The sequence below is a fragment of the Amycolatopsis sp. cmx-4-83 genome (assembly GCF_046548815.1).
Lineage (GTDB): Bacteria > Actinomycetota > Actinomycetes > Mycobacteriales > Pseudonocardiaceae > Amycolatopsis > Amycolatopsis pretoriensis_A.
Window position 1 is genome coordinate 24,233 of record NZ_JAEBEF010000010.1, and the last position, 23,733, is coordinate 47,965.

General features: G+C 71.8%; 21 protein-coding genes and 1 tRNA gene. 8 read left to right on the forward strand and 14 right to left on the reverse strand.

The window, feature by feature from the left end:
- The first annotated feature begins 14 nt into the window (after positions 1 to 14).
- The 7 genes from ACLJQM_RS29675 to iolD are packed head-to-tail and all read left to right on the forward strand — an operon-like array spanning position 15 to position 7,364.
- Complete coding sequence (locus ACLJQM_RS29675; RefSeq protein WP_360782623.1) at positions 15 to 1,010, forward strand: sugar ABC transporter substrate-binding protein; 996 nt, start codon at positions 15 to 17, stop codon at positions 1,008 to 1,010.
- Positions 1,010 to 2,053, forward strand: coding sequence for an ABC transporter permease (locus ACLJQM_RS29680; RefSeq protein ID WP_247013129.1), 1,044 nt, complete (start codon positions 1,010 to 1,012; stop codon positions 2,051 to 2,053). The genes ACLJQM_RS29675 and ACLJQM_RS29680 overlap by 1 nt, the downstream gene beginning before the upstream one ends.
- The gene (locus ACLJQM_RS29685; RefSeq protein WP_360782629.1) at positions 2,050 to 2,832 is read left to right on the forward strand and encodes an ATP-binding cassette domain-containing protein; all 783 of its coding nucleotides are present in this window, start codon (positions 2,050 to 2,052) and stop codon (positions 2,830 to 2,832) included. Before ACLJQM_RS29680 ends, ACLJQM_RS29685 begins: the two co-directional genes overlap by 4 nt.
- The gene (gene iolC, locus ACLJQM_RS29690; RefSeq protein ID WP_410633616.1) at positions 2,829 to 3,758 is read left to right on the forward strand and encodes a 5-dehydro-2-deoxygluconokinase; all 930 of its coding nucleotides are present in this window, start codon (positions 2,829 to 2,831) and stop codon (positions 3,756 to 3,758) included. The genes ACLJQM_RS29685 and iolC overlap by 4 nt, the downstream gene beginning before the upstream one ends.
- A complete protein-coding gene (locus tag ACLJQM_RS29695; RefSeq protein WP_410633617.1) occupies positions 3,755 to 4,645 on the forward strand; it encodes an aldolase in 891 nt (296 codons plus the stop codon). The genes iolC and ACLJQM_RS29695 overlap by 4 nt, the downstream gene beginning before the upstream one ends.
- Positions 4,642 to 5,532 (forward strand): 5-deoxy-glucuronate isomerase, encoded by an 891-nt coding sequence (gene iolB, locus ACLJQM_RS29700; RefSeq protein WP_410633618.1) that lies wholly within the window; start codon positions 4,642 to 4,644, stop codon positions 5,530 to 5,532. Before ACLJQM_RS29695 ends, iolB begins: the two co-directional genes overlap by 4 nt.
- A complete protein-coding gene (iolD, locus tag ACLJQM_RS29705; RefSeq protein WP_410633619.1) occupies positions 5,529 to 7,364 on the forward strand; it encodes a 3D-(3,5/4)-trihydroxycyclohexane-1,2-dione acylhydrolase (decyclizing) in 1,836 nt (611 codons plus the stop codon). Before iolB ends, iolD begins: the two co-directional genes overlap by 4 nt.
- On the opposite strand, the gene ACLJQM_RS29710 is transcribed toward iolD, so the two are convergent.
- Complete coding sequence (locus ACLJQM_RS29710; protein WP_410633621.1) at positions 7,335 to 8,729, reverse strand: cytochrome P450; 1,395 nt, start codon at positions 8,727 to 8,729, stop codon at positions 7,335 to 7,337. The two genes, iolD and ACLJQM_RS29710, sit on opposite strands and share 30 nt — an antisense overlap.
- 78 nt (positions 8,730 to 8,807) lie before the next feature.
- On the opposite strand from ACLJQM_RS29710, the gene ACLJQM_RS29715 reads away from it, so the two are divergent.
- Positions 8,808 to 9,380 carry a TetR/AcrR family transcriptional regulator gene (locus ACLJQM_RS29715; protein WP_410633622.1) on the forward strand — a complete coding sequence of 191 codons (573 nt, stop codon included), beginning with the start codon at positions 8,808 to 8,810 and terminating at the stop codon, positions 9,378 to 9,380.
- On the opposite strand, the gene ACLJQM_RS29720 is transcribed toward ACLJQM_RS29715, so the two are convergent.
- The 13 genes from ACLJQM_RS29720 to ACLJQM_RS29780 all read right to left on the reverse strand — a co-directional run bounded on the left by ACLJQM_RS29720 (position 9,370) and on the right by ACLJQM_RS29780 (position 23,558).
- Entirely contained in the window at positions 9,370 to 10,314 is a 945-nt protein-coding gene (locus ACLJQM_RS29720) for a TolB family protein (protein ID WP_410633623.1), read from the reverse strand. The genes ACLJQM_RS29715 and ACLJQM_RS29720 overlap by 11 nt on opposite strands.
- Positions 10,311 to 11,543: an MFS transporter gene (locus ACLJQM_RS29725; protein ID WP_410633624.1), complete on the reverse strand. Its 1,233-nt coding sequence runs from the start codon at positions 11,541 to 11,543 to the stop codon at positions 10,311 to 10,313. The genes ACLJQM_RS29720 and ACLJQM_RS29725 overlap by 4 nt, the downstream gene beginning before the upstream one ends.
- Before the next feature lie 11 nt (positions 11,544 to 11,554).
- Positions 11,555 to 13,111, reverse strand: a complete 1,557-nt coding sequence (locus ACLJQM_RS29730) for a discoidin domain-containing protein (RefSeq protein WP_360782779.1) — start codon at positions 13,109 to 13,111, stop codon at positions 11,555 to 11,557.
- A gap of 273 nt (positions 13,112 to 13,384) precedes the next feature.
- On the reverse strand, positions 13,385 to 13,615 hold the full coding sequence (locus ACLJQM_RS29735; protein ID WP_247013149.1) for a hypothetical protein: 231 nt from the start codon (positions 13,613 to 13,615) through the stop codon (positions 13,385 to 13,387).
- Between the two features lie 68 nt (positions 13,616 to 13,683).
- Positions 13,684 to 14,748 carry an NAD(P)-binding domain-containing protein gene (locus tag ACLJQM_RS29740; protein ID WP_247013151.1) on the reverse strand — a complete coding sequence of 355 codons (1,065 nt, stop codon included), beginning with the start codon at positions 14,746 to 14,748 and terminating at the stop codon, positions 13,684 to 13,686.
- 44 nt (positions 14,749 to 14,792) lie between these two features.
- On the reverse strand, positions 14,793 to 16,016 hold the full coding sequence (locus tag ACLJQM_RS29745) for a sensor domain-containing diguanylate cyclase (protein ID WP_360782782.1): 1,224 nt from the start codon (positions 16,014 to 16,016) through the stop codon (positions 14,793 to 14,795).
- 361 nt (positions 16,017 to 16,377) lie between these two features.
- Entirely contained in the window at positions 16,378 to 17,100 is a 723-nt protein-coding gene (locus ACLJQM_RS29750; protein ID WP_410633626.1) for an SRPBCC family protein, read from the reverse strand.
- Between the two features lie 89 nt (positions 17,101 to 17,189).
- Positions 17,190 to 18,044, reverse strand: a complete 855-nt coding sequence (locus tag ACLJQM_RS29755; protein ID WP_360782663.1) for an FAD binding domain-containing protein — start codon at positions 18,042 to 18,044, stop codon at positions 17,190 to 17,192.
- Positions 18,041 to 20,482 (reverse strand): xanthine dehydrogenase family protein molybdopterin-binding subunit, encoded by a 2,442-nt coding sequence (locus tag ACLJQM_RS29760; RefSeq protein WP_247013159.1) that lies wholly within the window; start codon positions 20,480 to 20,482, stop codon positions 18,041 to 18,043. Before ACLJQM_RS29760 ends, ACLJQM_RS29755 begins: the two co-directional genes overlap by 4 nt.
- Entirely contained in the window at positions 20,482 to 21,006 is a 525-nt protein-coding gene (locus ACLJQM_RS29765) for a (2Fe-2S)-binding protein (RefSeq protein WP_247013161.1), read from the reverse strand. The genes ACLJQM_RS29760 and ACLJQM_RS29765 overlap by 1 nt, the downstream gene beginning before the upstream one ends.
- Positions 21,007 to 21,229: 223 nt before the next feature.
- On the reverse strand, positions 21,230 to 22,342 hold the full coding sequence (locus ACLJQM_RS29770) for an XdhC family protein (protein WP_247013162.1): 1,113 nt from the start codon (positions 22,340 to 22,342) through the stop codon (positions 21,230 to 21,232).
- Entirely contained in the window at positions 22,335 to 23,447 is a 1,113-nt protein-coding gene (locus ACLJQM_RS29775; RefSeq protein WP_360782668.1) for a vWA domain-containing protein, read from the reverse strand. Before ACLJQM_RS29775 ends, ACLJQM_RS29770 begins: the two co-directional genes overlap by 8 nt.
- Positions 23,448 to 23,481: 34 nt before the next feature.
- A tRNA-Arg gene (locus tag ACLJQM_RS29780) sits at positions 23,482 to 23,558 on the reverse strand.
- Between the last annotated feature and the right edge of the window lie 175 nt (positions 23,559 to 23,733).

Here is a 23,733-nt window from a genome sequence, read left to right on the forward strand (position 1 = left end):
CCAAAGGAGTGACTGTGTTCTCTATGAAGAAGCTGGCCGGTGTGGCGGCGATCGCCGCCGCCGGACTGGTCCTGTCCGCGTGCAGCGGCCCGTCCGCCGACAACAATTCGGCCAGCAGCGCGAACTCGTCGGCCGCGGCCCCGAGCACGGGCGGCCCGCTGAAGATCGCCGTGGTCACCCACGGCACGTCCGGTGACGCCTTCTGGAACGTCGTCAAGAACGGCGCCGAGCAGGCGGGCAAGGACCTGAACGTCGGCGTCGACTACTTCGCCGACGGCGACCCGGGCAACCAGGCCCGGCTGATCGACAACGCGGTCGCGCAGAAGGTCGGCGGCCTGGTGGTTTCGATGGCGAACCCGCAGGCGCTGCAGACGTCGATCCAGAACGCGGTCAAGGCCGGCATCCCGGTCGTCACCATCAACTCCGGCGAGGACTCCAGCGCGGCCTTCGGCGCGATCGCGCACGTCGGGCAGAGCGAAGGCCTTGCGGGCCAGGGCGCCGGGCAGCGGCTCAAGGCGGCGGGCAAGACGAAGCTGCTGTGCGTCATCCACGAGGCCGGCAACATCGGCCAGAACCAGCGCTGCGACGGCGCGAAGCAGACGTTCGGCACCGTCTCCACGCTGCAGGTCGACATCTCCAACCCGACCGACGCGCAGGCCCGGATCCGCGGCGCGCTGCAGTCCGACCCGTCGATCGACGCCGTGCTGGCGCTGAACTCGCAGGTCGCGGCCCGCGCGGTGGACGCGGCCAAGGAGGCCAGCTCGAAGGCGCAGGTGGCGACGTTCGACCTCAACGCCGACGTCGTCGCGGCCATCAAGGCGGGCACGATCCTCTTCGCCGTCGACCAGCAGCAGTACGAGCAGGGCTACCTGCCGATCGTGTTCCTCAAGCTGTACAAGGAAAACGGCAACACCATCGGCGGCGGCAAGCCGGTCCAGACCGGCCCCGGCTTCGTCGACAAGACCAACATCGACACCGTGGCCCCGTACGCGCAGCGCGGCACGCGCTGATGACGGCGGCGATCCAGGCCCAGCCGGACGAACGGGTGGGGAAGAAGAGCCTGACCGACCGGCTGGTCGTCCGGCCCGAGATCGGTGCGCTGCTCGGCGCCGTGCTCGTGTTCGTCTTCTTCTCCGTCGTCACCGGCCAGTTCCTCAGCCCGCTGGGCGTGGCGACCTGGCTCGACGACTCCTCGACGCTGGGCATCATGGCCGTCGTGGTCGCGCTGCTCATGGTCGGCGGCGAGTTCGACCTCTCGGCCGGCGTCATGACGGCGTCGACGTCGCTGGTCACGGCGATCCTGGCGACGCAGGCGGGCTGGAACGTCTGGCTCGCACTGGGAGTCTCGCTCGCCTTCGCCCTCGGCGTCGGCGCGTTCAACGGCTGGCTGGTGATGAAGACCGGGCTGCCGAGCTTCATCGTCACGCTGGGGTCGTTCCTGGCGCTGCAGGGCCTCAACCTCGGCGTCACGCGGCTGGTCACCAGCACCGTCCAGGTGTCGGGGATGCGCTCGACCAGCGGCTACGAGTCGGCGGGCGCGCTGTTCGCGTCCACCTTCGACGTCGGCGGCACCGAGTTCCAGTCGTCGATCATCTGGTGGATCGTCGTCACGGCGGTCGCGGCGGTGCTGCTCATGCGCACCCGCTTCGGCAACTGGATCTTCGCCGTCGGCGGCTCGCAGGTCTCCGCCCGCTCGGTCGGCGTGCCGGTGGTGCGCACGAAGATCCTGCTGTTCATGGGCACCGCGCTCGGCGCGTGGCTCGTCGGCTCGATCAACATCCTGCGCTTCGCCAGCGTCCAGGCGAACCAGGGCATCGGGCTGGAGTTCCAGTACATCATCGCCGCGGTGATCGGCGGCTGCCTGCTCACCGGCGGGTTCGGCTCGGCGGTGGGCGCGGCGATCGGCGCGCTGATCTTCGGCATGGCGCGCCAGGGCATCGTGTTCGCGCAGTGGAACAGCGACTGGTTCATGCTGTTCCTCGGCATCATGCTGCTGGCCGCGGTCCTGGTGAACAACGCGTTCCGGCGCCGTGCGGAAAGGGTACGCCGATGAGCCCGCTGCTCGAAGTCCGCGACATCGGGAAGACCTACGGCAGCGTGATCGCGCTGCGCGAAGTGTCCACTGTGGTCAACGCGGGCGAGGTCACCTGCGTGCTCGGCGACAACGGCGCCGGGAAGTCCACGCTGATCAAGATCCTGTCCGGCGTGCACCAGCACGACCGGGGCGAGTTCCTCGTGGAGGGCGAACCCGTGCGGTTCGCTTCGCCGCGCGAGGCGCTGGACCACGGCATCGCGACCGTGTACCAGGACCTCGCGGTGGTGCCGCTGATGAGCGTCTGGCGGAACTTCTTCCTCGGCTCGGAGCCGACGACCGGCTTCGGCCCGTTCCGGTTCCTGGACCGGAAGAAGGGCCGCGAGACGACGAAGAAGGCGTTGTCCGACATGGGCATCGACCTGCGGGACGTCGAGCAGCCGGTCGGGACGCTCTCGGGCGGCGAACGCCAGTGCGTGGCGATCGCGCGGGCGGTGTACTTCGGCGCGAAGGTGCTGATCCTCGACGAGCCGACCGCCGCGCTCGGCGTCAAGCAGGCCGGGGTGGTGCTGAAGTACGTCGCCCAGGCCCGTGACCGCGGGCTCGGCGTCGTGCTCATCACGCACAACCCGCACCACGCCTTCCCGGTCGCGGATCGGTTCCTGCTCCTCAAACGCGGTGCTCCGCTCGGCGCGTACGAGAAGAAGGACATCGACATCAACGAGCTGACCCGGCAGATGGCGGGCGGTGCGGAGCTGGAAGCCCTGGAACACGAACTGCGGCAGGTGGAGAAGGCGTGAGTCTCGAAGCGCTGACGATCGGCCGGGTGGGCGTCGACCTCTACCCGGAGCAGAGCGGCGTGCCGCTGGCCGGCGTCAGCACGTTCGCCAAGTCGCTCGGCGGCACCGCGACCAACGTCGCGGTCGCCGCCGCGCGGCTCGGCCGGCGCACGGCGGTGCTCACCAAGGTCGGGCCGGACGGCTTCGGCGACTACGTCCGGCAGGCGCTCGACGGCTTCGGCGTGTCCCCGGCACACGTGGGCACGTCGCCGGACCTCCAGACACCGGTGGTGTTCTGCGAGCTGAACCCGCCCGCGGACCCGCCGCTGCTGTTCTACCGCTCCCCCATCGCCCCCGACCTCACGCTGACCGACGAAGACGTGCCCTGGGACGTCGTCACGTCGGTCCCGCTGCTGTGGGTCACCGGCACCGGCGTCTCCGCCGAACCCGCGCGCACGACCCAGCGGAAGATCCTCGAAACGCGCGGCCGCCGCGAGCACACCGTGCTGGACCTCGACTACCGGCCGATGTTCTGGCCGTCGGCCGGGCAGGCGCGGGAAGAGATCGGCGGGCTGCTCGACCACGTCACCGTCGCGGTCGGCAACCGCACGGAGGTCGAGGTCGCCGTCGGCACGGCGGACCCGGACACCGCCGCGGACCGCCTGCTGGAGCGCGGTCTGCGGCTCGCCGTGATCAAGAAGGGTGCCGAGGGTGTCCTGGTGGCGACGCCGGACGGCCGGTCGACCGTGCCGCCGCGGCGCGTCGAGGTCGTGTGCGGGCTCGGCGCGGGTGACGGCTTCGGCGGTGCGCTGATCCACGGCCTGCTGTCCGGCTGGGACCCGGTGCGCCTCGCGAAGTACGCGAACGCGGCGGGCGCGCTCGTCGCGTCCCGGCTGGCCTGCGCCGACGCCATGCCGACCGCCGAGGAGATCGAGGAGCTGCTGTGATCCTCACCGACGAGCGCTGGCGCGAACTCCTCCACACCCGGGCGACGAACCCGGGCGCGGTCCGCCAGGCCTACGCGACGCGCAGACGCCGTTCGAAACTGCTGTCCGACAACGGCACCCTGTTCCTCGTCGCGGCCGACCACCCGGCCCGCGGGGCGCTGGGCGTCGGCGAGGACCCGCTCGCCATGGCCGACCGGCGGACGCTGCTGGACCGGCTGCTCGCCTCCCTGGCGAACCCGGCGGTCGACGGCATCCTCGGCACCCCCGACGTCGTCGAGGAGCTCCTCCTGCTCGGCGCGCTGCACGACAAGGTCGTGTTCGGCTCGATGAACCGCGGCGGCCTGGCCGGCGCGGACTGGGAGATCGACGACCGGTTCACCGGCTACGACGCCCGCACGCTCGTCGACTGCGGGCTCGACGGCGGCAAGATGCTGCTGCGGCTCGTCGACGCCGACCCCGGCACGATCCCGACGCTGCAGGCGTGCGCCGACGCCGTCACCGAGCTGGCGGCGTACGGGCTGGTGGCGATGATCGAGCCGCTCCCCTACCGCCGGGACGACGGGAACCTGGTGCTGCAGAAGGATCCCGTGTCCCTGGCGCGGGCCGTCACGGTGGCCTCCGGCCTCGGCGCGACGTCCGCGCACACCTGGCTCAAGCTGCCCTCGACCGACTCCGCCGAGGTCCTCGGCGCGACGACGCTGCCGGTGGTCGTGCTCGGCGGGGTGCCCTCCGGCGACCCGGCCGCCGACCTGGCCTCGTGGGGCCGGACGCTGCGCCACGACGTCGTGCGCGGCCTGGTCGTCGGCCGCACCCTGCTCTACCCGCCCGACGGCGACGTCGGTGCGGCCGTGGAAGCCGCCGCGAAGGTACTGGAGGCCGCGAAGTGAGCAAGCTCCACCGTCCACTCGGGACACTGTCCGACGACACCGACCCGGTCCGGCTCACCCCGGACAGCGCGGGCTGGACCTACACCGGGCTGCGGGTGCTGTCGCTGGCGCCCGGCGAGACGCGGATCCTGCACACCGGCGGGTTCGAGGCCTTCGTGCTGCCCCTGGCCGGTTCCGCGACGGTCCGCGTCGACGGGCAGGTCTTCGAGCTGCGCGGCCGGAAGTCGGTCTTCGCGCGCGTGACGGACTTCGCCTACGTGCCGCGTGACGCCGAAGTCGAGTTGTCGACAACGGACGGTCTGGAGGTCGCGCTCCCGATGGCACGGTGCACCCGCCGCCTTTCCCCGGCGTACGGACCTGCCGAGGACGTCCCGGTCGAGGTCCGCGGGGCCGGGCAGGCGACGCGGCAGGTGACCAACTTCGGGGTGCCCGGGGTCTGGGACCACGCCGACAAGCTCAACGCGTGCGAGCTGATCACCCCGGGCGGGAACTGGTCGTCGTACCCGCCGCACAAGCACGACGAGGCGACCGAGTGCGAGGTCGTCAACGAGGAGATCTACTACTTCCGGATCGCCGGGCGCGACGGCGTGACGCCGTCCCGCGAGGGTTTCGGCCTGCACCGGACCTACACCGCCGACGGCGACCTGGACGAAGACGTCGCCGTGCGCGACCACGACGTGTTCCTCATCCCGCGCGGCTACCACGGCCCGTGCGTGGCCGCGCCGGGTTACCCGATGTACTACCTGAACGTCCTGGCCGGGCCGGCCGAAGAGCGGTCCATGGCGTTCTGCGACGACCCCGCGCACAGCTGGGTCCGCGATACGTGGGCGTCGCAGGACCTCGACCCGCGGTGCCCCGTCACGAGTCACGAAGGGCGTGTTCAGTGAAGCTGACGACGGCTCAGGCGCTGGTCCGCTGGATCCTGGCGCAGCGCTCCGAAACCCTGGACGGGCGCGAAGTCCCGCTCTTCCCCGGCGTCTTCGCGATCTTCGGGCACGGGAACGTCCTCGGCCTCGGGACGGCCCTGGAAGAACACCGCGACGAACTGCCCGTCTGGCGCGGACACACCGAGCAGGGCATGGCGCTGGCCGCGGTCGGGCTGGCGAAGGCCACGCACCGGCGGCAGGTCGGCGTCGCGACGTCGTCGATCGGGCCGGGTGCGCTGAACATGGTCACCGCGGCCGGGGTCGCGCACGCGAACCGGCTGCCGGTGCTGCTGCTGCCGGGCGACACGTTCACCAGCCGCGCGCCGGACCCGGTGCTGCAGCAGATCGAGCCGTTCGGCGACGCGACCGCGACGGTGAACGACGCCTTCCGCGCGGTCTCGCGCTACTTCGACCGGATCACCCGGCCCGAGCAGCTGATCTCGACGTTGCCGCAGGTCGCGCGGGTGCTCACGGACCCGGCGGACAGCGGGCCGGTGGTGCTGGCGCTGCCGCAGGACGTCCAGGCGGAGACGTACGACTTCCCGGACGCGCTGTTCGCCCCGGTGACGCACCGGCCGCTGCGCCCGCGCCCGGACCGGCGTTCGGTCACCGAGGCGGCGGGTGTCCTGCGGGCCTCTCAGCGCCCGCTGCTGGTGCTCGGCGGCGGGGTCCGGTACTCGGGTGCCGCGCGCCGGGCCCTCGACTTCGCCGAGCGGCACGGGATCCCGGTCGTGGAGACCACCGCGGGCCGCACGCTGGTGCCGCACGCGCACCCCCTGCACGCGGGGCCGCTGGGCGTCACGGGCTCGTCGTCGGCGAACGTCCTGGCGGCCGAGGCGGACGTGGTCCTGGCCGTCGGCACGCGGCTGCAGGACTTCACGACGGCGTCGTGGACGGTGTTCTCCCCCGACGTCCGGCTGGTGTCGCTGAACGCGGCCCGCTTCGACGCCGTCAAGCACGGTGCCCTGTCCGTGACCGGGGACGCCGACGCGGGCCTGACGGACCTCGCCGCGCAGCTGGAGAGCTGGCGGGTGGACCCGGCGTGGACGTCACGGGCTTCGGCGGAACGCGCTTCCTGGGACGCGCACATCGACTCGTTGCGGTCGGCCGCGGCGGAAGTCCCGTCCTACGCGCAGGTCGTCGGGGTGGTGAACGACCTCTCGGCCGGCGGCGACTACGTCATGACGGCGTCCGGCGGGCTGCCGGGCGAGCTGATCGGCGGCTGGCGAGGGTCCGGTTCGGTGTCGATGGACGTCGAATACGGGTTCTCGTGCATGGGGTACGAGCTGTCCGGCGCGTGGGGCGCGGCGATCGCGTGGCCCGGCCTGGTGACGACGCTCCTGGGCGACGGCTCGTACCTGATGCTGAACTCGGAACTGTTCTCGGCGGCGTTCGCCGGGCACCCGTTCGTCGCGGTCGTCTGCGACAACGACGGCTACGCGGTGATCGCGCGGCTCCAGGAGGGGCAGGGCGGGAAGCCGTTCAACAACTTCTACGCCGACTGCACGACTTCGCACGCTTCCCCGCCGAGAGTGGACTTCGCCCGGCACGCGGAGTCGCTGGGGTGCCTGGTCTTCACGGCGTCCACAGTGGACTCACTGCGGACGGCTTACGCGTCGGCCCGGGAGGCGTCGGTGGCCGAACGGCGGCCGGCGGTGGTCGTGGTGAAGACGCAGCCGTCGACGTGGACCGAAGCCGGAGCCTGGTGGGAGGTCGGCGTGCCCGAGCACCTCGCGGGCCGGGACGAGTACGAGCGGAGCAAGTCAGGACAGCTGCGCTACCTGGGTTCGTAGGCCGGCCCGGACCCGCGGCCGCAAGGTGAAGCCGCTCGGCTTGAGCGTGAGGGACTCCACGATCTTCAGCTCGTACGCCGGATCCACGTCGAAGTCGTAGCGCTGCAGCACCACGCCCAGCGCCAAAACGGCCTCGTGCAAGGCGAACTGGCGGCCGATGCAGGCGCGCTCACCCGTGCCGAACGGCTTGTACGCCTGCGCCGGGCGCTTCTTCACCGCAGCCGGCTCGAAGCGGTCCGGGTCGAACGCCTCCGGGTCGTCGCCCCAGGCCGCCGGGTCGCGGTGCACCAGCGGGAGCGGGACGATCACCCAGTCGCCCTTGCGCATCCGGTACTTCCCGCCGAGCACGACGTCTTCACGTGCTTCGCGGGAATAGCCGGGCGCCGTCGGCCAGAGGCGCATCGCCTCGTCCAGCACGCGGCGGACGTACCGCAGCTTCGCGACGTCGGCGAACCCCGGCTCGCGCTCACCCCACACCGCGTCGACCTCGGCGCGGGCCTTCGCCAGCAGTTCGGGGTGGCGGGTCAGGTAGTACAGCGCGAACGACAGCGCGCCGGACGTCGTTTCGTGGCCGGCGACGACGAACGTGATCGCCTGGTTGCGGATGTTCACCGGGTCGAGGCGCTCCCCCGTCACCGGGTGGCCTTCGCTGAGCATCAGGCCGAGCAGGTCGCGGCTCTCCTCGCCGCTGCCGCGGCGCCCGGCGATGACCTCGTCGACCAGGTCCGTCATCACCGCGATGTCGGCGCGGTTCTGCTCCGGCGTCCCGGCGATCGCGCGCCGGACGAAGGGCAGCTTGACGTTCTGCAGCTGCGCGTACCGCAGCGCGCGGATCATCGCCGTCACGAACGGGTGCCGTTCGGCGCGCTCGAACGAGCCGAACCGGTAGCCGAAGCCGGCGCGGCCGATGGTCTCCAGGGTCAGCCGGGTCATGTCGGCCGAGACGTCGACCGGGCCGCTCGCCGCGTCCCAGGCTGCCACGAGCTCGCGGGCGACGTCGAGCATGATCGGGTGGTAGCGGCGCATCGCCTCGGCGGAGAACGCCGGCTGCAGGATGTCGTGCGCCAGCCGCCAGTTCGGCTCGTGGGTGTGGGCGGTGAACAGACCGTCGCCGCCGAGCGCGCGCAGGTTCTCCACGCCCATGCCGACGTGCTTGCCGAACTTCGCTTCGTCGTTCAGCTCGGTGACCAGGTCGACGCCGCCGACCAGGACGATCTCGAAGCCGAACACCTTGCGGGTGAAGATCGGCCCGAGCCGCTTGCCGATGCGCACGGTGTCCTGCAGCGGCGTGCGCGGGTTGGCCCCGATCAGGTCGCCGATCACCGGCAGGCGGCCCGGCCGGTGCGGAATCCCGCTGGTGTCCACGGTAGCTCCTTGTTGAACCCGGATCCAATAGGCTCACGATCCCCCGCTACTGAACCCGTGTCAAGTAAGCTCGGGGGCATGCGGACCAGGCTGAGCACGCAGGAGCGGCGGGAGCAGCTGCTGACCATCGGCGCCGGGCTGTTCGCGAAGCGGCCGTACGACGAGGTGTGGATCGAGGAGGTCGCGGAGATCGCGCAGGTCTCGCGCGGCCTGCTGTACCACTACTTCCCGACGAAGAAGGAGTTCTTCGCCGAGATCGTCCGCAGCCAGCGCGACCAGCTGCTGGAGATGAGCGAGCCCGACCCGGCGCTGCCCGTGGCGGAGCAGCTGCGGGCCGGGCTCGACGTGTACCTCGAGTTCGCGCGCACGCACCCCGACGGCTACCGCATCGTGCACCGCGCCGCCGCGGGCGCCGACCGCGAGGTCCTGCGGATCCGCGAGGCCGGGATGGCCGCGAACGCCGAGCGCATCCTGGCCGCGCTCGGCGCCCTGACCACCGTCACCGAGACGACACGGGTGGCCGTCCGCGGCTGGCTGGCGTTCGTCGCCACCGTCATCCTCGACTGGCTCGACCAGCCGAAGATCACCCAGGCCGAGCTGCGCGACCTCTGCGTCCGGACGCTGTTCGCGGCGGTCGGCGTCACCCCGTGACGGCGGGCGACGCGGCGCCGCCGACCAGCTGCCGCGGCGCGCCGGAGCCGTCCGCCGGAACCGCCCAGACGGCGTTCTCCAGTCCGTAAAGGATGGTGTGGTCGTCCTGCCAGAGCGCCTGGTCGTCGACGCTGCGGGTTTCCGCCAGCTCGGTTTCCTGCAGGTTCGCGAGGTCGAGCACCGAGAGCCGCCAGACCCCCTCGCCGACCTTCTTCTTGAACGCCACCCGCTTGCCGTCCGGCGACAGCGACGGGCATTCGACGTTCTCCCGGAGCACCTTCCCGCGATAGCGCCCGTAGTCGGCTTCGACGAGGTAGGTCGTGCCCTTGCTGCCGAGCGTGGCGTAGAAGCGGTTGCCGTCGGGGGCGAACGTGATGCCCCAGTAGTTGACGTCGGCCGCGAAGTAGCGCTTGCCGTCGAGGAAGACGGGCAGCTCTTCGATCGTCTTGACGAGCCGTCCGGTGTCCACTTCGTACAGTCCGGCCCGGGTGGAGAACCCCGTCTGCGCATAGGAATCGCCGGTGACGAACAACGTCCAGTAGACGCGCTTGCCGTCCGGCGAGACCCGGGCGCGGCTCGGGGTGCCGGGCAGGGTTTCGGTGTGGCGGACGCCGAGCCCGCCGTCGAGGACGAGGACGTCGGTGACCGCCGGGAGCGTGCCCGGCTTGACGGCCAGGCACACCGCCGTCTGCCGCGCCACCGCGAACCGGTCGCACTTCAGGCCGCTGAGCTGCGGTTTCGCGCCCGTTCCGGCGAGCGGGACGGCGCCGACGCGGCCGGTGGCCGTGTCACGGTAGAACAGCTGCCCGGGTGCGAGGGTGAGCTGCGCGGCCGGGCCGGCCTCGGCGGTGTCGTGCCGCGAGCTGACCGTGTAGACGACGGCCGCGGCGATCAGGAGCACTGTGCCGGCGAGGGCGAGCACGATCTTCTTCACGGGCGCACCGGCTTCGCGATCGCGGCGGCGAGGGCGACCGCGGCCAGGCAGGCCCCGGCGACGAGCACCGCGGGCCGCAGGTCCCACAGCGTCCACGCCAGTCCGAAGAGGACGGAGGAGACCATCCGGGCGACGGCCTGCCCGGTCTGCACGACGGCCATCCCGGTGCCCCGGAGGTCACGCGGGATGAGCGGCCCGGCGGCGGCCATCAGGACGCCGTCGGTGGCCGCGTAGAACACGCCGTGCAGGCCGAGCGCGACGATCCCCAGCCAGATCCCGGCCTGCGGGCCGCAGAGCAGCACCAGCGCCAGGCACAGCGCGGCGTGCCCGCCGAGGAACACGGGCCAGCGCCCGGCCCGGTCGGCGAGCTTGCCGAGTGGCACGGCCAGCACCAGGTAGACGCCGGCGGTGCCGAGCGGCAGCAGCGGGAACCACGTCGCCGCGATCTCCCAGCGCCGCTGCAGGACGAGGTAGACGAACGAGTCGCCGACCGTGACCAGGCCCAGCAGCGCCGCCCACAGCGCGACGCGCCGGAAGTCCTGCTGCCGCAGCAGGCCGAGCGCGGCGCGCAGGGAGACGGCGGCGCGGTCGGCCGTGGCCGGCCGGTCGTGCACGAACAGGGCGAGCAGCAGCACCGCGATGGCGGCGATGCAGAAGCTGGTGACGAAGACGCTCGGGTAGCTGCCGAGGCTCAGCGCGAGCACGGCCATCGCCACCAGCGGGCCGAGGAACGCACCGACGGTGTCCATCGCCCGGTGCACCCCGAACGACCGGCCGAGCGTCGCCGGCTCGCTGCTCAGCGAGATCAGCGCGTCGCGGGGGCCGGTGCGCAGCCCCTTGCCGGTGCGGTCGGCGGCGAGGACGACGCCGATCGCCGCGACCGACGAGCCGGCCGCGACCAGCCCGAGCTTGCACACCGCGGACAAGCCGTACCCGAACCCGGCGACCGCCTTGAGCCGCCGCCACCGGTCGGCGAGGTGCCCGCCGAGCACCCGCACGACCGCGGTGGCACCCGCGTAGAGCCCATCGAGCAGCCCGAACTGCAGCGGGTTCAGCCCGAGGCCGAGCACCAGGTAGAGCGGGAGGACGGCGGTCACCATCTCCGAGGAGACGTCGGTGACCAGGCTGACCATGCCGAGCGCCACCACGTTGGCGGACACCCGCTTCAGCGCGGGTTTCCGGTCGGTGCCGGCCGCCAGGTCCGAGGTCCGGCTCGCCGCGATGTACATGCGCGTCCCTCCTAGTGGCAGGTGTAGGTCGGGCTGCTGTCCAGGACCTTGCCGTCGACGCCGATGAGCTGCGACTGGAAGCTCGTGTCGGTCATGGACAGCTTGAGCACGCCGTAGGTCTTGAGCAGCTTCGCGGTCGTGGCGTGCGGCGAGCTCAGGTCGTAGAGGCTCGCCCCGCCGGAGCCGCCGACGATCTCGACCGGGCCGCCTCCGTCCGCCTTGCCGTCGGCGTTCTGCGGGACGAACCGCTCGTAGTCGTGGTCGTGGCCGTTGAGGACCAGGTCGACCTTGCTGGCCGCCATGAGGTTCCACAGCTCGATGCTGTCGGGGTTGTCGCCGTGGTCACCGGAGCTCCACCGCGGGTGGTGCCAGTAGGCGGCGACGCAGCCCTTCTTGTTGTTCGCGAGATCCTGCTTCAGCCACGCCATCTGCTCGTCCGGGCCGAACTCGTGGGTGGCGAAGTCGTTGGAGTCCAGGGCGATGAAGTGCCAGTTGCCCATTTCCCAGCTGTAGTACCGCTTGCCGTTCGGCTTCGCGATGGCGCCGAAGTAGTCGTCGTAGCCCTTGTACGGCGTGTCGTCGTAGGTCTCGTGGTTGCCGGGGATCGGGCGGGTCTTGCTCTTGAACTTGCCCCAGGTCTTGTCGTAGTAGGACTTGAAGTCCGACAGGTGCGCGTCGTCGTACTGGTTGTCCCCCATGGTGATCACGGCCGCGGGGTTCATGGTCTCGACGAGCTTCGCGGTCTTGACGTGGGCGCAGCTGGAACTGCTGGACGTGCAGCGTTCGGCGATGTCACCGGCGGCGGCGAGGGTGAACCCCGGGCTGCCGGCCGCGGTCTTCACCGTGACGGGCGTGCTCGCGGCCGAGACGTTGCCCGCGTTGTCGCGCGCGCGGACCGCGTAGGTGTAGCTGGTGTCCGGCGTGAGCCCGGTGTCGGTGTAGGACGTCGTCGCGCTGGTGGCGACGACGGTTCCGTTGCGCAGCACGTCGTACCCGGCGACGCCGACGTTGTCGGTGGCGGCGCTCCAGCTCAGCGGGACGCCGGTGGCGGTCGCGGTGCCGGCGGTGAGCCCGGCCGGGACGGTCGGGGCCTGCGTGTCGCCGGAGGAGTCGGTGCTGCCGAAGACCTGCATTTCCCAGAAGGAGTAGCCGTAGCCGGTGGCGCGAGTGAGGCCGACGAAGCGCACGAACCGGCCGTGGGCGGTGAGCCCGGTCAGGTCGTCGGTCTTGCCGTCGCCGTTGTCGACGGTGGCGGCGGTGGTGAACGTCGTGCCGTCGTCGGAGACCTCGATGCGGTACTTCTTGGCGTAGGCGGCTTCCCAGTTCAGCACCACGCGGTGGACGGCGGCGGACTGGCCGAGGTCGATCCGCAGCCACTGCGGGTCGGCTCCTTCGACGCTGGCCCAGCGGGTGGTGGTGCTGCCGTCGACGGCCTTGGTCCCGGCGTAGGACGAGCTTTCGACGGTCGAGGTGGCGACGGGTTTGCCCTGCGAGAGCAGCACATCGGCGGCCTGGGTGGTGGCGGCCGCGGCGATGGCGGAGGGCAGCAGGACCACGGCGGCGAGCACCGGGGCGAGTCGGGCGAGGGGTCGTAATCGGGTGGACGGCACGTCGCACTCCTTAAGGGCCTTGGCGGTGGCTTGACGGGGCTGCGGCGTCGGGTAAAACAGTTAAGAAAGTTTCCTAACTAAGCGGACCTTAACGGCGAGTAGCTTGGCCTGACAAGTTCTTGTCTTGTCCTGTTTCGCTGACCGGGATACTGCTTCGCGACGTGGGACGGCCACGAAAAAAGGTGCCGCTCCCCGGTTGCGGCCGGGGAGCGGCACCTTTTCTTCGCGGGATCAGAGCGAGAGGACGTACAGGTCCCACTCGGTGTGCCCCTGGTCCCACCGGCAGTACGCGGCGAGGTCGGCCCCGCTGCGGATTTCGTCCGCGGCGCGCTCGCAGTCGGCCTGCCACTGGTAGCTGCGGATGTACTGCGGGTTCCCCGCGGAAGCGGTGCCCGCCGCGAGGCCGAGCAGTGAACCGGTGATTGCGGTGACGGCGCCCAGACGCCCCAGTGTCTTCTTCACCCCATGATCATTTCACGGCATCGGGGCGGTTCGGGGCGAAACGCCACAAATCGCCCGTAAGTGGGCGGTCAGGCCGTGGTCAGGAGCTTCCGGATCTCGCTCACCGCGGCCCGCCCCGCGCGGTTCGCCCCCACCGTGCTCGCCGACGGCCCGTACCCCACCAGGTGCAGCCGTGGCTCGAGCGCCACCCGCGTGCCGTCCACGCGGATGCCGCCGCCCGGCTCGCGGATGTGCAGCGGGGCGAGGTGGTCGATCGCCGCGCGGAAGCCGGTGGCCCACAGGATCACGTCGGCGTCGAAGCGCGTGCCGTCCGCCCACTCGACGCCCGAGGGCACGATCCGGGCGAACATCGGGCGGCGCTCCAGGATCCCGGCCGCCCGCGCGGCCCGCACCTCCGGCGTCACGGCCAGGTCGGTCACGCTCACGACGCTCTCCGGCGGCAGCCCGGCCCGCACGCGCTCGTCGACCTTCGCGACGGCGTTGCGTCCCCAGTTCTCGCTGAACGGCTCGTCCCGCCAGACCGGCGGGCGCCGCGTCACCCACGCCGTCGCGCGGGCGAGCGGGGCGAACTCCATCAGCAGCTGCACGGCCGACGCGCCGCCGCCGACGACGACCACCCGCTCGCCGCGGAAGTCCTCGGGCCCGGCGTAGTCCGCGGTGTGCACCTGGCGGCCGGCGAACGTCTCCTGGCCCGGGTAGTGCGGCCAGAACGGCCGGTCCCAGGTGCCGGTCGCGCTGATCACGGCCCGCGCCGCCCAGGACTCCGCCGGGCTCGAAACCACCAGCCGGTCGCCCGCCCGCGTCACCGACCGGACGTCGACCGGGCGCTGCACCGGGAGGTCGTACACGCTTTCGAAGCGCGCGAAGTACTCGGAAACGACTTCGGAGGCGGGGCGCGTCACGTCCGGGGAGCCGAAGGCCATGCCGGGCAGGTCGTGGATGCCGTGCACCTTGCCGAGCACCAGCGACGGCCACCGGTACTGCCACGCTCCCCCGGCGCGCTTCCCGTGGTCCAGCACGACGAAGCCGGTCCGGTTGGCGAAGCCGGCGCGCCGCAGGTGGTACGCCGCGGACAGGCCCGCCTGGCCGGCCCCGATCACCACCACGTCCGTCTCGTGATCCGCGCCGCTCATACCGGGTTCAACGGCCTGCGCGGGCGGCTATTTCGCGCCGTTCGTCACACGGCGACGCGGTTGCGGCCGGCTTCCTTCGCCCGGTACAGCGCCGCGTCGGCGGCGCGGAGCACGTCGTCGAGCGCATGGCCGCTGCCGGGGTGGCACGCCACCCCGATCGACACCGACAGGCCGCTCACCCGGACCGTCCCGCCGCCGGTCGAGATGACCACGTTGAGCTCGCCCACCGCCACCCGCACGCGTTCGGCGATGGCGAGCACGTCGCCGTGGCCGATGCCCGGCAGCAGCACCACGAACTCCTCGCCGCCGAACCGGCCGACCGTGTCGCCCTGGCGCACCGAGCCCGAGATCGCCACCGCCACGGCCGCCAGCACGTCGTCGCCGGTGAGGTGGCCGTAGGTGTCGTTGATCTTCTTGAAGTGGTCGAGGTCGATCATCAGCACGGCGAAGCGGCTGCCGGTGCCCCGGCGCAGCGCGCGGGCGTGCTCCCGGACGGCGGAGTCGTGCCAGCCGGCGGTGTTGAGCAGCCCGGTCTTCTCGTCGGTGACGGCGGCGACCTGCAGCTGCTGCTTCAGCAGCAGGTACCGGTGCAGCAGCAGCAACGGCGCGACCACGAACACGACCAGCACGGGCTGCTCGACCAGCGCCAAGGCGGCCAGCCCGCCGAGGCAGAGGGTCGCCAGCTCGAAGGCGTTGTCCTCCCAGGTCCCGATGAGGTCGGCCGCCGAGCGCTGGCTCGTGTAGAGGTAGATGCCCGCCGCCACGAGCCCGATGTTCACCAGCTCGAACACCGCCGCGGCGAGGCACAGCGCGAACAACCCGCGCGGGGTCTGCAACGGCGTCCCGTGCAACCCCAGCACGGCGAGCACCGACGAAGCCGCGAAGCAGGAGAGCATCGCCCACGCGGTGCTCGCGACGAAGCGGTGCGCGGGCCGCGTCCGGACCTGGCGCCACACCCGGGCCCACAGGTGGGCGTAGAGCACGAGGGCGAGCAGCGCGACCCAGGCGGGCGGCAGCAGCACGACGCCGGCGAGGTACCAGACCGAGGTGACGTTGATGTGCGTCTGCCCGCTCATCCACCGCCGCAGCCGTTCGATGCGGCGCGACATTTCGGCCTGCGCCACCCCGAGCGCGACGAGCACCGCGAACCAGACCGGCCGCACCGGCTCCCCGAACCCGGTACCCAGCGCGACGGCGGTCGCGCCGACGGCGAGCAGCTCGCAGCCGAGGGCGTAGACGATCCACCGCGTTTTCGCCGCGGTCCACATCTCCCACCGCGCGGGCCACCCCGGCCAGTCGGAAAGCGCTTCCCGGCGCACGGCGGCCTGGGCTCTCAAGAGCCGAAGCCGCCGATGTGACGAACCGGCATCGTGACGTACCCCTTGCGCGAAGTTCGGCCGACCAGGTCGCCCAGCGTAGCCGTTCGAGCGAGCCACGTCGCCGGTCCGGCGGAATTGAACCGGGCGGCCTGCCGGAAGATCTGCGCAGGGTAGATCGCGACCCTTCGGCGCGCGCTTACTTGCACAGGGCGCGATGATCGCGACCGCGGCGACGCCGAGCGAAATCGCGCCGACGGCCTTGGCCGAGCCCGCGAGCACCGGCGAAGCGATGCGGCTCGCCGGGACCCGCCTACTTGCGCAGCGCGCGGATGATCGCGATCACGCCGGCCACCGCGGCGATGCCGAGCAGCACCGGCGCCAGCCGTTTCAAGACCGACTGCCCCGCGTAGTCGAGCAGGTCGATCGCTTCGGTCTCCGGGGCCGCCGGGACGCTGCGCAGTGGCGGGCGGTCCGGCTGCGGTGCCGAGGGCCGGGGTTCGGTGTTGATCTCCGCCGTCGTCGGCGCGGGCTTCACCGCGGGCTCGGGCGCCGCCGCAACAGCGGGCTCGGGCGCCGGAGCGGCAGCCGGCTCCGGGGCGAGCTTCCCCGACAGGCACCCCGCGAACGTGTCCAGGATCTTGCCGCCCACCTCGCTGATCAGGCCCCGCCCGAACTGGGCCGGCTTGCCGGTGATCGCCAGGTCGGTCGCCACCGAACCGTGGGTGCCGCCGTCGCTCTCCGTCAACGTCAGGGTGACCGTCGCGGACGCCGTGCCGGCCCCCCGCGAGTCCTTGCCCGAGGCCTTGATCGTGATCTTGTGCGCGGTCTCGTCCTTCTCGAGGAACTCGCCCTTCCCCTTGTAGAGCAGCGAAATCGGCCCGAGCTTGACCTTCACCGTGCCGCTGAAGGCGTCCCCTTCGACCTTGGTCAGCGTGGCTCCCGGCATGCACGGGGCGACGCGCTCGGGGTCGACGACCGCCTGCCAGACCTCGCCGATCGGGGCCGGGACGGTGAATTCGTGGTCGAGCCGCACGGGCCGACCTCCTCTCTGCCAGACCTGGGGTGTCCGGTGCCCACCCTAGCCGCCGCCGGGGCCGCGGCCAGGGTGGACGACCGGAGTCCTCAGGCCCCGGCCGCCGCCGCGATGGCACGGCCCGTCAGCACCTTCGCCAGGTGGCGGCGGTATTCGACGTCGGCGTTGCCGTCGACCGGCGGATTCGTGCCTTCGGCCGCGTGCGACGCCGCCGCGCGGATCGAATCCGCCGCGGCCTGGACGCCGACCAGCGCCGCTTCGACGCCCGAAGCGCGCACCGGCGTGGAGCCCATGTTCGTCAGCGCGACCCTGGCCTCCTCGATGACGCCCGCCTCGGTGCGGACCGTGACCGCGACCGCGACCATCGACCACGCCTGGGCGACCCGGTTGAACTTCTCGTAGTGCGCCCGCCACCCGGTGTGCTTGGGCACACGGACCTCGACGAGCAGCTCGTCCGGGGCCAGCGCCGTGGTGAACAGGTCCTGGAAGAACTCCGCGGCCGGCACCGTCCGGCGCCCCGAGGGCCCGGCCACCACCAGCGACGCTTCCAGCGCGAGCACCGGCGCCAGCAGGTCGCCCGCCGGGTCGGCGTGGGCGATCGCGCCGCCGAGCGTGCCGCGGTGGCGGATCTGCGGGTCGGCGACCGTGTCGGTCGCCGCCTTGAGCAGCGCCGCGTGCTCGGCGACCAGCGGGTCGTGCTGGACGTCGTAGTGCGTGGTCATCGCGCCGATCACCAGCGCGTCGCCGTCCTCGCGCACACCGCGCAGCTCCGGGACGCGCCCGAGGTCGATCAGCGTCGTCGGCGCGGCGAGCCGCATCCGCAGCACCGGGAGCAGGCTCTGCCCGCCCGCCAGCACCTTGGCGTCCTCGCCCGCCGACGCCAGCGCCTGCACCGCTTCGTCCACTGTGGACGGTCGGGCGTACTCGAAGGGAGCCGGGATCACTGCGCACCTCCGGAGGCGTCGATCGAACCGAGTCCGCCACCGGCTTCGCCGCGGCCGGGGCCGCCCGCGTCGGTGGTGCCGTGCTGCATCGCGTGCCAGACCCGCATCGGCGTCAACGGCATCTCGATGTCGTTCACCCCGAAGTGGCGCACGGCGTCGATCACCGCGTTGACCACCGCCGGGGTCGAGGCGATGGTGCCCGCCTCGCCGACGCCCTTGGCACCCAGCGGGTTGGTCGTCGACGGCGTTTCCGTGCGGTCGGTGGTGAACGACGGCAGGTCGGCCGCCGAGGGCAGCAGGTAGTCGGCGAACGTGCCGGTGGTGAGCGTGCCGCTCTCGTCGTGCTCGGTGCCTTCGAACAGCGCCTGCGCGATGCCCTGTGCGAGCCCGCCGTGCACCTGGCCCTCGACGATCAGCGGGTTCACCGCGACGCCGACGTCGTCGACGCAGACGTAGGACCGCAGCTTGATCCGGCCCGTCTCGGTGTCCACCTCGGCCGCGCACAGGTGCGTGCCGTGCGGGTAGGAGAAGTTCTCCGGGTCGAACGTGGCGTCCGAGTCGAGCGACGGCTCGACCCCGTCGGGCAGGTTGTGCGCCGCGAACACCGCGAGCGCGATGTCGGCGATCCCGGTCGAGGTGTCGGTGCCCTTCACGGTGAACTTGCCGTTGGCGAACTCCAGGTCGTCCTCGGCGCATTCGAGCAGGTGCGCCGCGATCGGCTTGGCCTTCGCGACCACCTTCTCCGCCGCCTTGACGACGGCGATCCCGCCGACGACCAGCGAGCGCGACCCGTAGGTGTCCATGCCCTTGTGGGAGGACTGGGTGTCGCCGTGGATGATCTCGACGTCCTCGAACGCGACGCCGAGCTGGTCGGCGACGATCTGGCTCCACGCCGTTTCGTGGCCCTGGCCGTGCGCGGACGCGCCGGTGATGACCTCGACCTTGCCGGTGGGGAGCATCCGGATCGCCGCGTGTTCCCAGCCGCCGGCGCCGTAGTCGAGCGAGCCGAGCACCCGCGACGGCGCGAGCCCGCACATCTCGGTGAACGTCGAGATGCCGATGCCGAGCTGGACCTTGTCGCCGGACGCGCGGCGCTTCTCCTGCTCGGCGCGCAGGCCGTCGTAGTCGAAGAGCTGCTTGGCCTTCGCCGTCGCGGCTTCGTAGTTGCCCGAGTCGTAGGTCAGCCCGCACACCGTGGTGAACGGGAACTCCTCGTGCTTGATCCAGTTCTTCTCGCGCAGCTCCAGGGGGTCCACGCCGAGCTCGACGGCGAGCTCGTCCATGATCCGCTCGATCGCGAACGTCGCTTCCGGCCGGCCGGCCCCGCGGTAGGCGTCGGTCAGCGTCGTCGTCGTGTACACGTTGGTGCACGCGAAGTGGTACGCCGGGAACTTGTAGATCGCGTTGAACATGAACGCGCCGAGGATCGGCACGCCGGTGCCGACCAGGCCGTTGTACGCGCCGAGGTTGGCGAGCAGCTCGACCTTGAGGCCGGTCACCTGTCCGTCCCGGGTGGCCGAGATGGTGATGTCCTGGATCTGGTCGCGGCCGTGGTGCGCGGCGAGCATCGTCTCCGAGCGCGTCTCGTTCCACTTGACCGGCTTGCCGAGCTTCTGCGCGACCAGCAGCGACATCATCTCTTCGGGCAGGACGCCGATCTTGCCGCCGAAGCCGCCGCCGACGTCCGGGGCGATCACGCGCAGCTTGTGCTCGGGGATGCCGAGCGTCAGCGCCGACATCACGCGCAGGATGTGCGGCACCTGGGTGGCCGACCACATGGTGAGCTGCGTGCCCGTCGGGTCGACGACGCAGGCGCGCGGCTCCATGAACGCCGGGACCAGGCGCTGCTGGCGGAAGCGGCGCTTGACGACGACCTCCGCCGAGCTGATGGCCTCTTCGACGTTGCCGCCGGTGCCGGCTTCGGCCGAGTCGAACTTCCAGACGGCGCTGGTGTTGCTGCCCTGGTCTTCGTGGACGAGCGGGGCGCCGTCGGCGATCGCGGCTTCCATGTCGAGGATGACCGGGAGCTCGTCGTACTCGACGTCGATCTCTTCGAGCGCGTCGTGCGCTTCGGCCGACGTCCGCGCGACGACGACCGCGACGCCCTCACCGGCGAAGTTGACCTGGTCGGCGGCGAGCACCGGGCGGCGCGGCGCCTTCATGTCCGGCGTGATCGGCCACGCGCAGGGCATGCCGATCGAGCTGTCCGGGTCGAGGTCCTTCGCGGTGAACACGGCGACCACCCCGGCGGCGCCCTTCGCCGCCGACGTGTCGATCGAGACGATCTTGGCGTGCGCGAACGGGCTGCGCAGGACCGCCATGTGCAGCATCCCGGGCAGCGCGAGGTTGTCGGTCCAGCGGGTGCGGCCGGTGATCAGCCGTTCGTCTTCCTTGCGGCGGCGGGACTTCCCGACCTCCGGCTCGATCGTGGCGGTCATCAGTCACCACCCACGCCGACGTGCTTGTTCTCGGAGATCCGTTCCGCTTCGGGGCCGGCGCCGGGGCTCATGTTCTGCGCGGCGTCGCGGACCGCCCGGACGATGTTCTGGTAGCCGGTGCAGCGGCAGAGGTTGCCTTCGAGTCCTTCCCGGACGGCCTGTTCGTCCGGATCCGGGTTGTCGGCCAGCAGGTCGATCGACTGCATGATCATCCCGGGCGTGCAGAACCCGCACTGCAGGGCGTGGTTGTCGTGGAAGGCTTTCTGCACCGGGTGCAGCTGCCCGTCCCGGGCGAGGCCTTCGATGGTGGTGACCTCGCAGCCGTCGGCCTGCACGGCCAGCACGGAGCAGGACTTCACGCTGTGGCCGTCCAGGTGGACGGTGCACGCGCCGCAGTTGCTGGTGTCGCAGCCGACGACGGTCCCGACCTTGCCGAGCTTTTCGCGCAGGTGGTGCACGAGCAGGGTGCGGGGCTCGACTTCGTCGGTGTACTTCGTCCCGTCGACGGTGACGGTGATGCGCATCAGGCCTCCAAAAGCCGGTTCGGGAACGGCCTGCCCGAGGTGATCGGGCTCACAGACTCCCGAGCGTGCTACGCGACCTTGGCGCGGACAAGCCCTGATGTCACACGTTCAACTACTTGTTCCGCAGATGCGCGGGAAAGCACTGCGCAACTCCGCACGTGCGGAAGTCCGGATGGGTGAACTTTTGTAAGCCACCCGGAGCAGTGCCGCCCGGGGGCTTTCATCAGCCGTGAATGCGTCCGGTCAGCTCGGCGAGCCGCTTGCCGCCGCCACCCCACCGAAGCGCGATGATCTCCGCGGCGATCGAGACGGCGGTTTCTTCCGGTGTCCGGGCACCGAGGTCGAGACCGATCGGCGAGGACAGCCTTTCCAGCTCCCCCTCGGTGATCCCGGCTTCGCGCAAGCGGGCGAACCGGTCGTCGTGGGTCTTGCGGGAGCCCATCGCGCCGACGTAACCGACCTCCAGGCGCAGCGCGATCTCCAGCAGCGGCACGTCGAACTTCGGGTCGTGGGTCAGCACCGCGATCGCCGTGCGCTGGTCGATCCGCCCCGCGTCCGCCTCCGCCTTCAGGTAGCGGTGCGGCCAGTCGACGACGACCTCGTGCGCGTCCGGGAAGCGGCTGCTGGTGGCGAACACCGGCCGCGCGTCGCACACCGTGACCTGGTAGCCGAGGTAGCCCCCCATGCGGGCCATCGCGGCGGCGAAGTCGATCGCGCCGAAGACCAGCAGCCGGGGCGGCGGCTCGAACGAGTTGACGAACACCGCCATGCCCTCGCCGCGGCGCTGCCCGTCCGGGCCGTAGTGCAGGGTGCCGGTGCGGCCGCTGGCCAGCAGGCCGCGCGCGTCGTCGGCCACCGCGTCGTCCATCCGCGACGACCCGAGCGAGCCCGCGGTGCGGTCCGGCCAGACGATCATGTGCTCGCCGACCAGGCCCTCACGCTCGTGCTCGATCACCGTCACCACGGCGACGGGCTCGCCGCCGCGCACCGACGCGACGACGTCGCCGAGCTCCGGCATCGACGCGCGGTCGACGTGCTCGACGTAGATGTCGATGATCCCGCCGCAGGTCAGGCCCACCGCGAACGCGTCGTCGTCGGTGACGCCGTAGCGCTGCAGCACCGGCTTGCGCTCGGCGACGACCTCCTGCGCGAGCTCGTAGACCGCGCCTTCGACGCAGCCGCCGGACACGCTGCCGGCGACGGTGCCGTCGGGGGCGACGACCATCGCGGCGCCGGGCGCGCGCGGCGCCGACGAGAAGGTGGCGACCACGGTGCCGAGTCCGACGGTCTCGCCGTCGGTCCAGCGGCGGAACACGTCGTCCAGTACGTCACGCATCGGCAATCTCCCGGAGCAGTTGTTCCAAGGTGGCCAGGGTGTGCCCGGCCAGCAGCCGGTCGATGTGGGGCAGCGCCGCGACGATGCCCGACTGGACCGGAGCGTACCCCGCCCTTCCGGCGTGGGGATTCACCCAGAATACGGCGTGCGCGAGCCGGCGCAGGTGGGCGAGCTGCTCGCCGAGCAGGCCGGTGTCGCCGCGCTCCCAGCCGTCGGAGAACACCGTGACCACCGCGCGGCGGGCCACCCCGCGGCGGCCCCAGCGGTCGAGGAACGCCTGCAGCGTCTCGCCGAGCCGGGTGCCGCCGGCGAAATCGGGCACCGCGGAGCCGGCCGCGAGCATGGCGCGTTCCGGGTCCCGCTGGCGCAGCTGGCGCGACACCCGCGTGAGGCGCGTGCCGAGGGTGAAGACCTCGACCGCCTGGGGCGCGGACCGCGTCAGGACGTGGGCGAACCGCAGCAGCGCGTCGGCGTACGGGCTCATCGAACCGGAAACGTCGATGAGCAGCACCACCCGGCGCGGGCGCGTGCCGCGGCGGGCGTGCACGAGCTTGAGCGGCTCGCCACCGCTGGCGAGCATGGCGCGCAGCGTGCGCGACGGGTCGAGCCGGCCGCGCCGCGACGGCGTCCGCCGGGCGGCCGGCCGTTTCGGGGGCACCGGTTTGAGGGTGGCCAGCAGCTCACGCAGGTGTTCGCGTTCGGCCGTGGTCAGCGCGGCGAGGTCGCGGTGGCGCAGCACTTCCTGGGCGCTCGCGGCGACTTTCAGCTGGTCCTGGCCATCGCCGCCCTCGGCGTCCCCGCCCTCGGCGTCGACGAGCGGCGCGATCCGGGCCTGCTTCGGCGCGGCGGTCTTCGTGCGCTGCGGAGTCGGCGTTTCGATGGAAAACCACTGGCTGAAGGCTTCTTCGTAGCTCGGGAGGTCGTCGGGGCTCGAACACAGCGTCAGCCGCCCGGCCCAGTACAGCTGCGTGGGCTCGGCGACGTCGATCTCGGCGACGGCGGCCAGGTAGGCCTGCACGCGGTGGGCGTCGCAGGCCACCCCGGCTTCGCGCAGCGCAGCGGCGAACCCGGCGTACCCGGCGACGGGATCGGCGGCGGTGGTCATGCCTCCATTGTGCGCTCGTTCGGGGGTGCACTGCTGGTGTCCCGGCGAGGAGTCGAACCTCGGACCTCGGCGTTCGTAGCGCCGCGCTCTGTCCTGCTGAGCTACCGGGACGAGGCGGCCCGCGCACCCGCCCCTCCCCGGGTGGGCACGCGGACCGCGCTCTTCGCCGCGGCCGACCCGGTAGCGGCGGGTGGGCGCGAAGAGCTTTTCGGAAAGATTTCAGCGAACGGCGTGGGAGACCGTGGCGCGGCGGTTCCGTTGTCGGGTCACGATCTCCTCCTCTCGG

Excerpts from the sequence above, each read along its gene's own strand:
- ACLJQM_RS29680 (WP_247013129.1), top strand. The coding sequence starts at position 1,010 with ATGACGGCGGCGATCCAGGCCCAGCCGGACGAACGGGTGGGGAAGAAG.
- ACLJQM_RS29685 (WP_360782629.1), top strand. The coding sequence starts at position 2,050 with ATGAGCCCGCTGCTCGAAGTCCGCGACATCGGGAAGACCTACGGCAGC.
- ACLJQM_RS29715 (WP_410633622.1), top strand. The coding sequence starts at position 8,808 with ATGCGGACCAGGCTGAGCACGCAGGAGCGGCGGGAGCAGCTGCTGACC.
- ACLJQM_RS29725 (WP_410633624.1), bottom strand. The coding sequence starts at position 11,543 with ATGTACATCGCGGCGAGCCGGACCTCGGACCTGGCGGCCGGCACCGAC.
- ACLJQM_RS29740 (WP_247013151.1), bottom strand. The coding sequence starts at position 14,748 with ATGAGCGGCGCGGATCACGAGACGGACGTGGTGGTGATCGGGGCCGGC.
- ACLJQM_RS29745 (WP_360782782.1), bottom strand. The coding sequence starts at position 16,016 with ATGTGGACCGCGGCGAAAACGCGGTGGATCGTCTACGCCCTCGGCTGC.
- ACLJQM_RS29760 (WP_247013159.1), bottom strand. The coding sequence starts at position 20,482 with ATGACCGCCACGATCGAGCCGGAGGTCGGGAAGTCCCGCCGCCGCAAG.
- ACLJQM_RS29765 (WP_247013161.1), bottom strand. The coding sequence starts at position 21,006 with ATGCGCATCACCGTCACCGTCGACGGGACGAAGTACACCGACGAAGTC.
- ACLJQM_RS29770 (WP_247013162.1), bottom strand. The coding sequence starts at position 22,342 with ATGCGTGACGTACTGGACGACGTGTTCCGCCGCTGGACCGACGGCGAG.
- ACLJQM_RS29775 (WP_360782668.1), bottom strand. The coding sequence starts at position 23,447 with ATGACCACCGCCGCCGATCCCGTCGCCGGGTACGCCGGGTTCGCCGCT.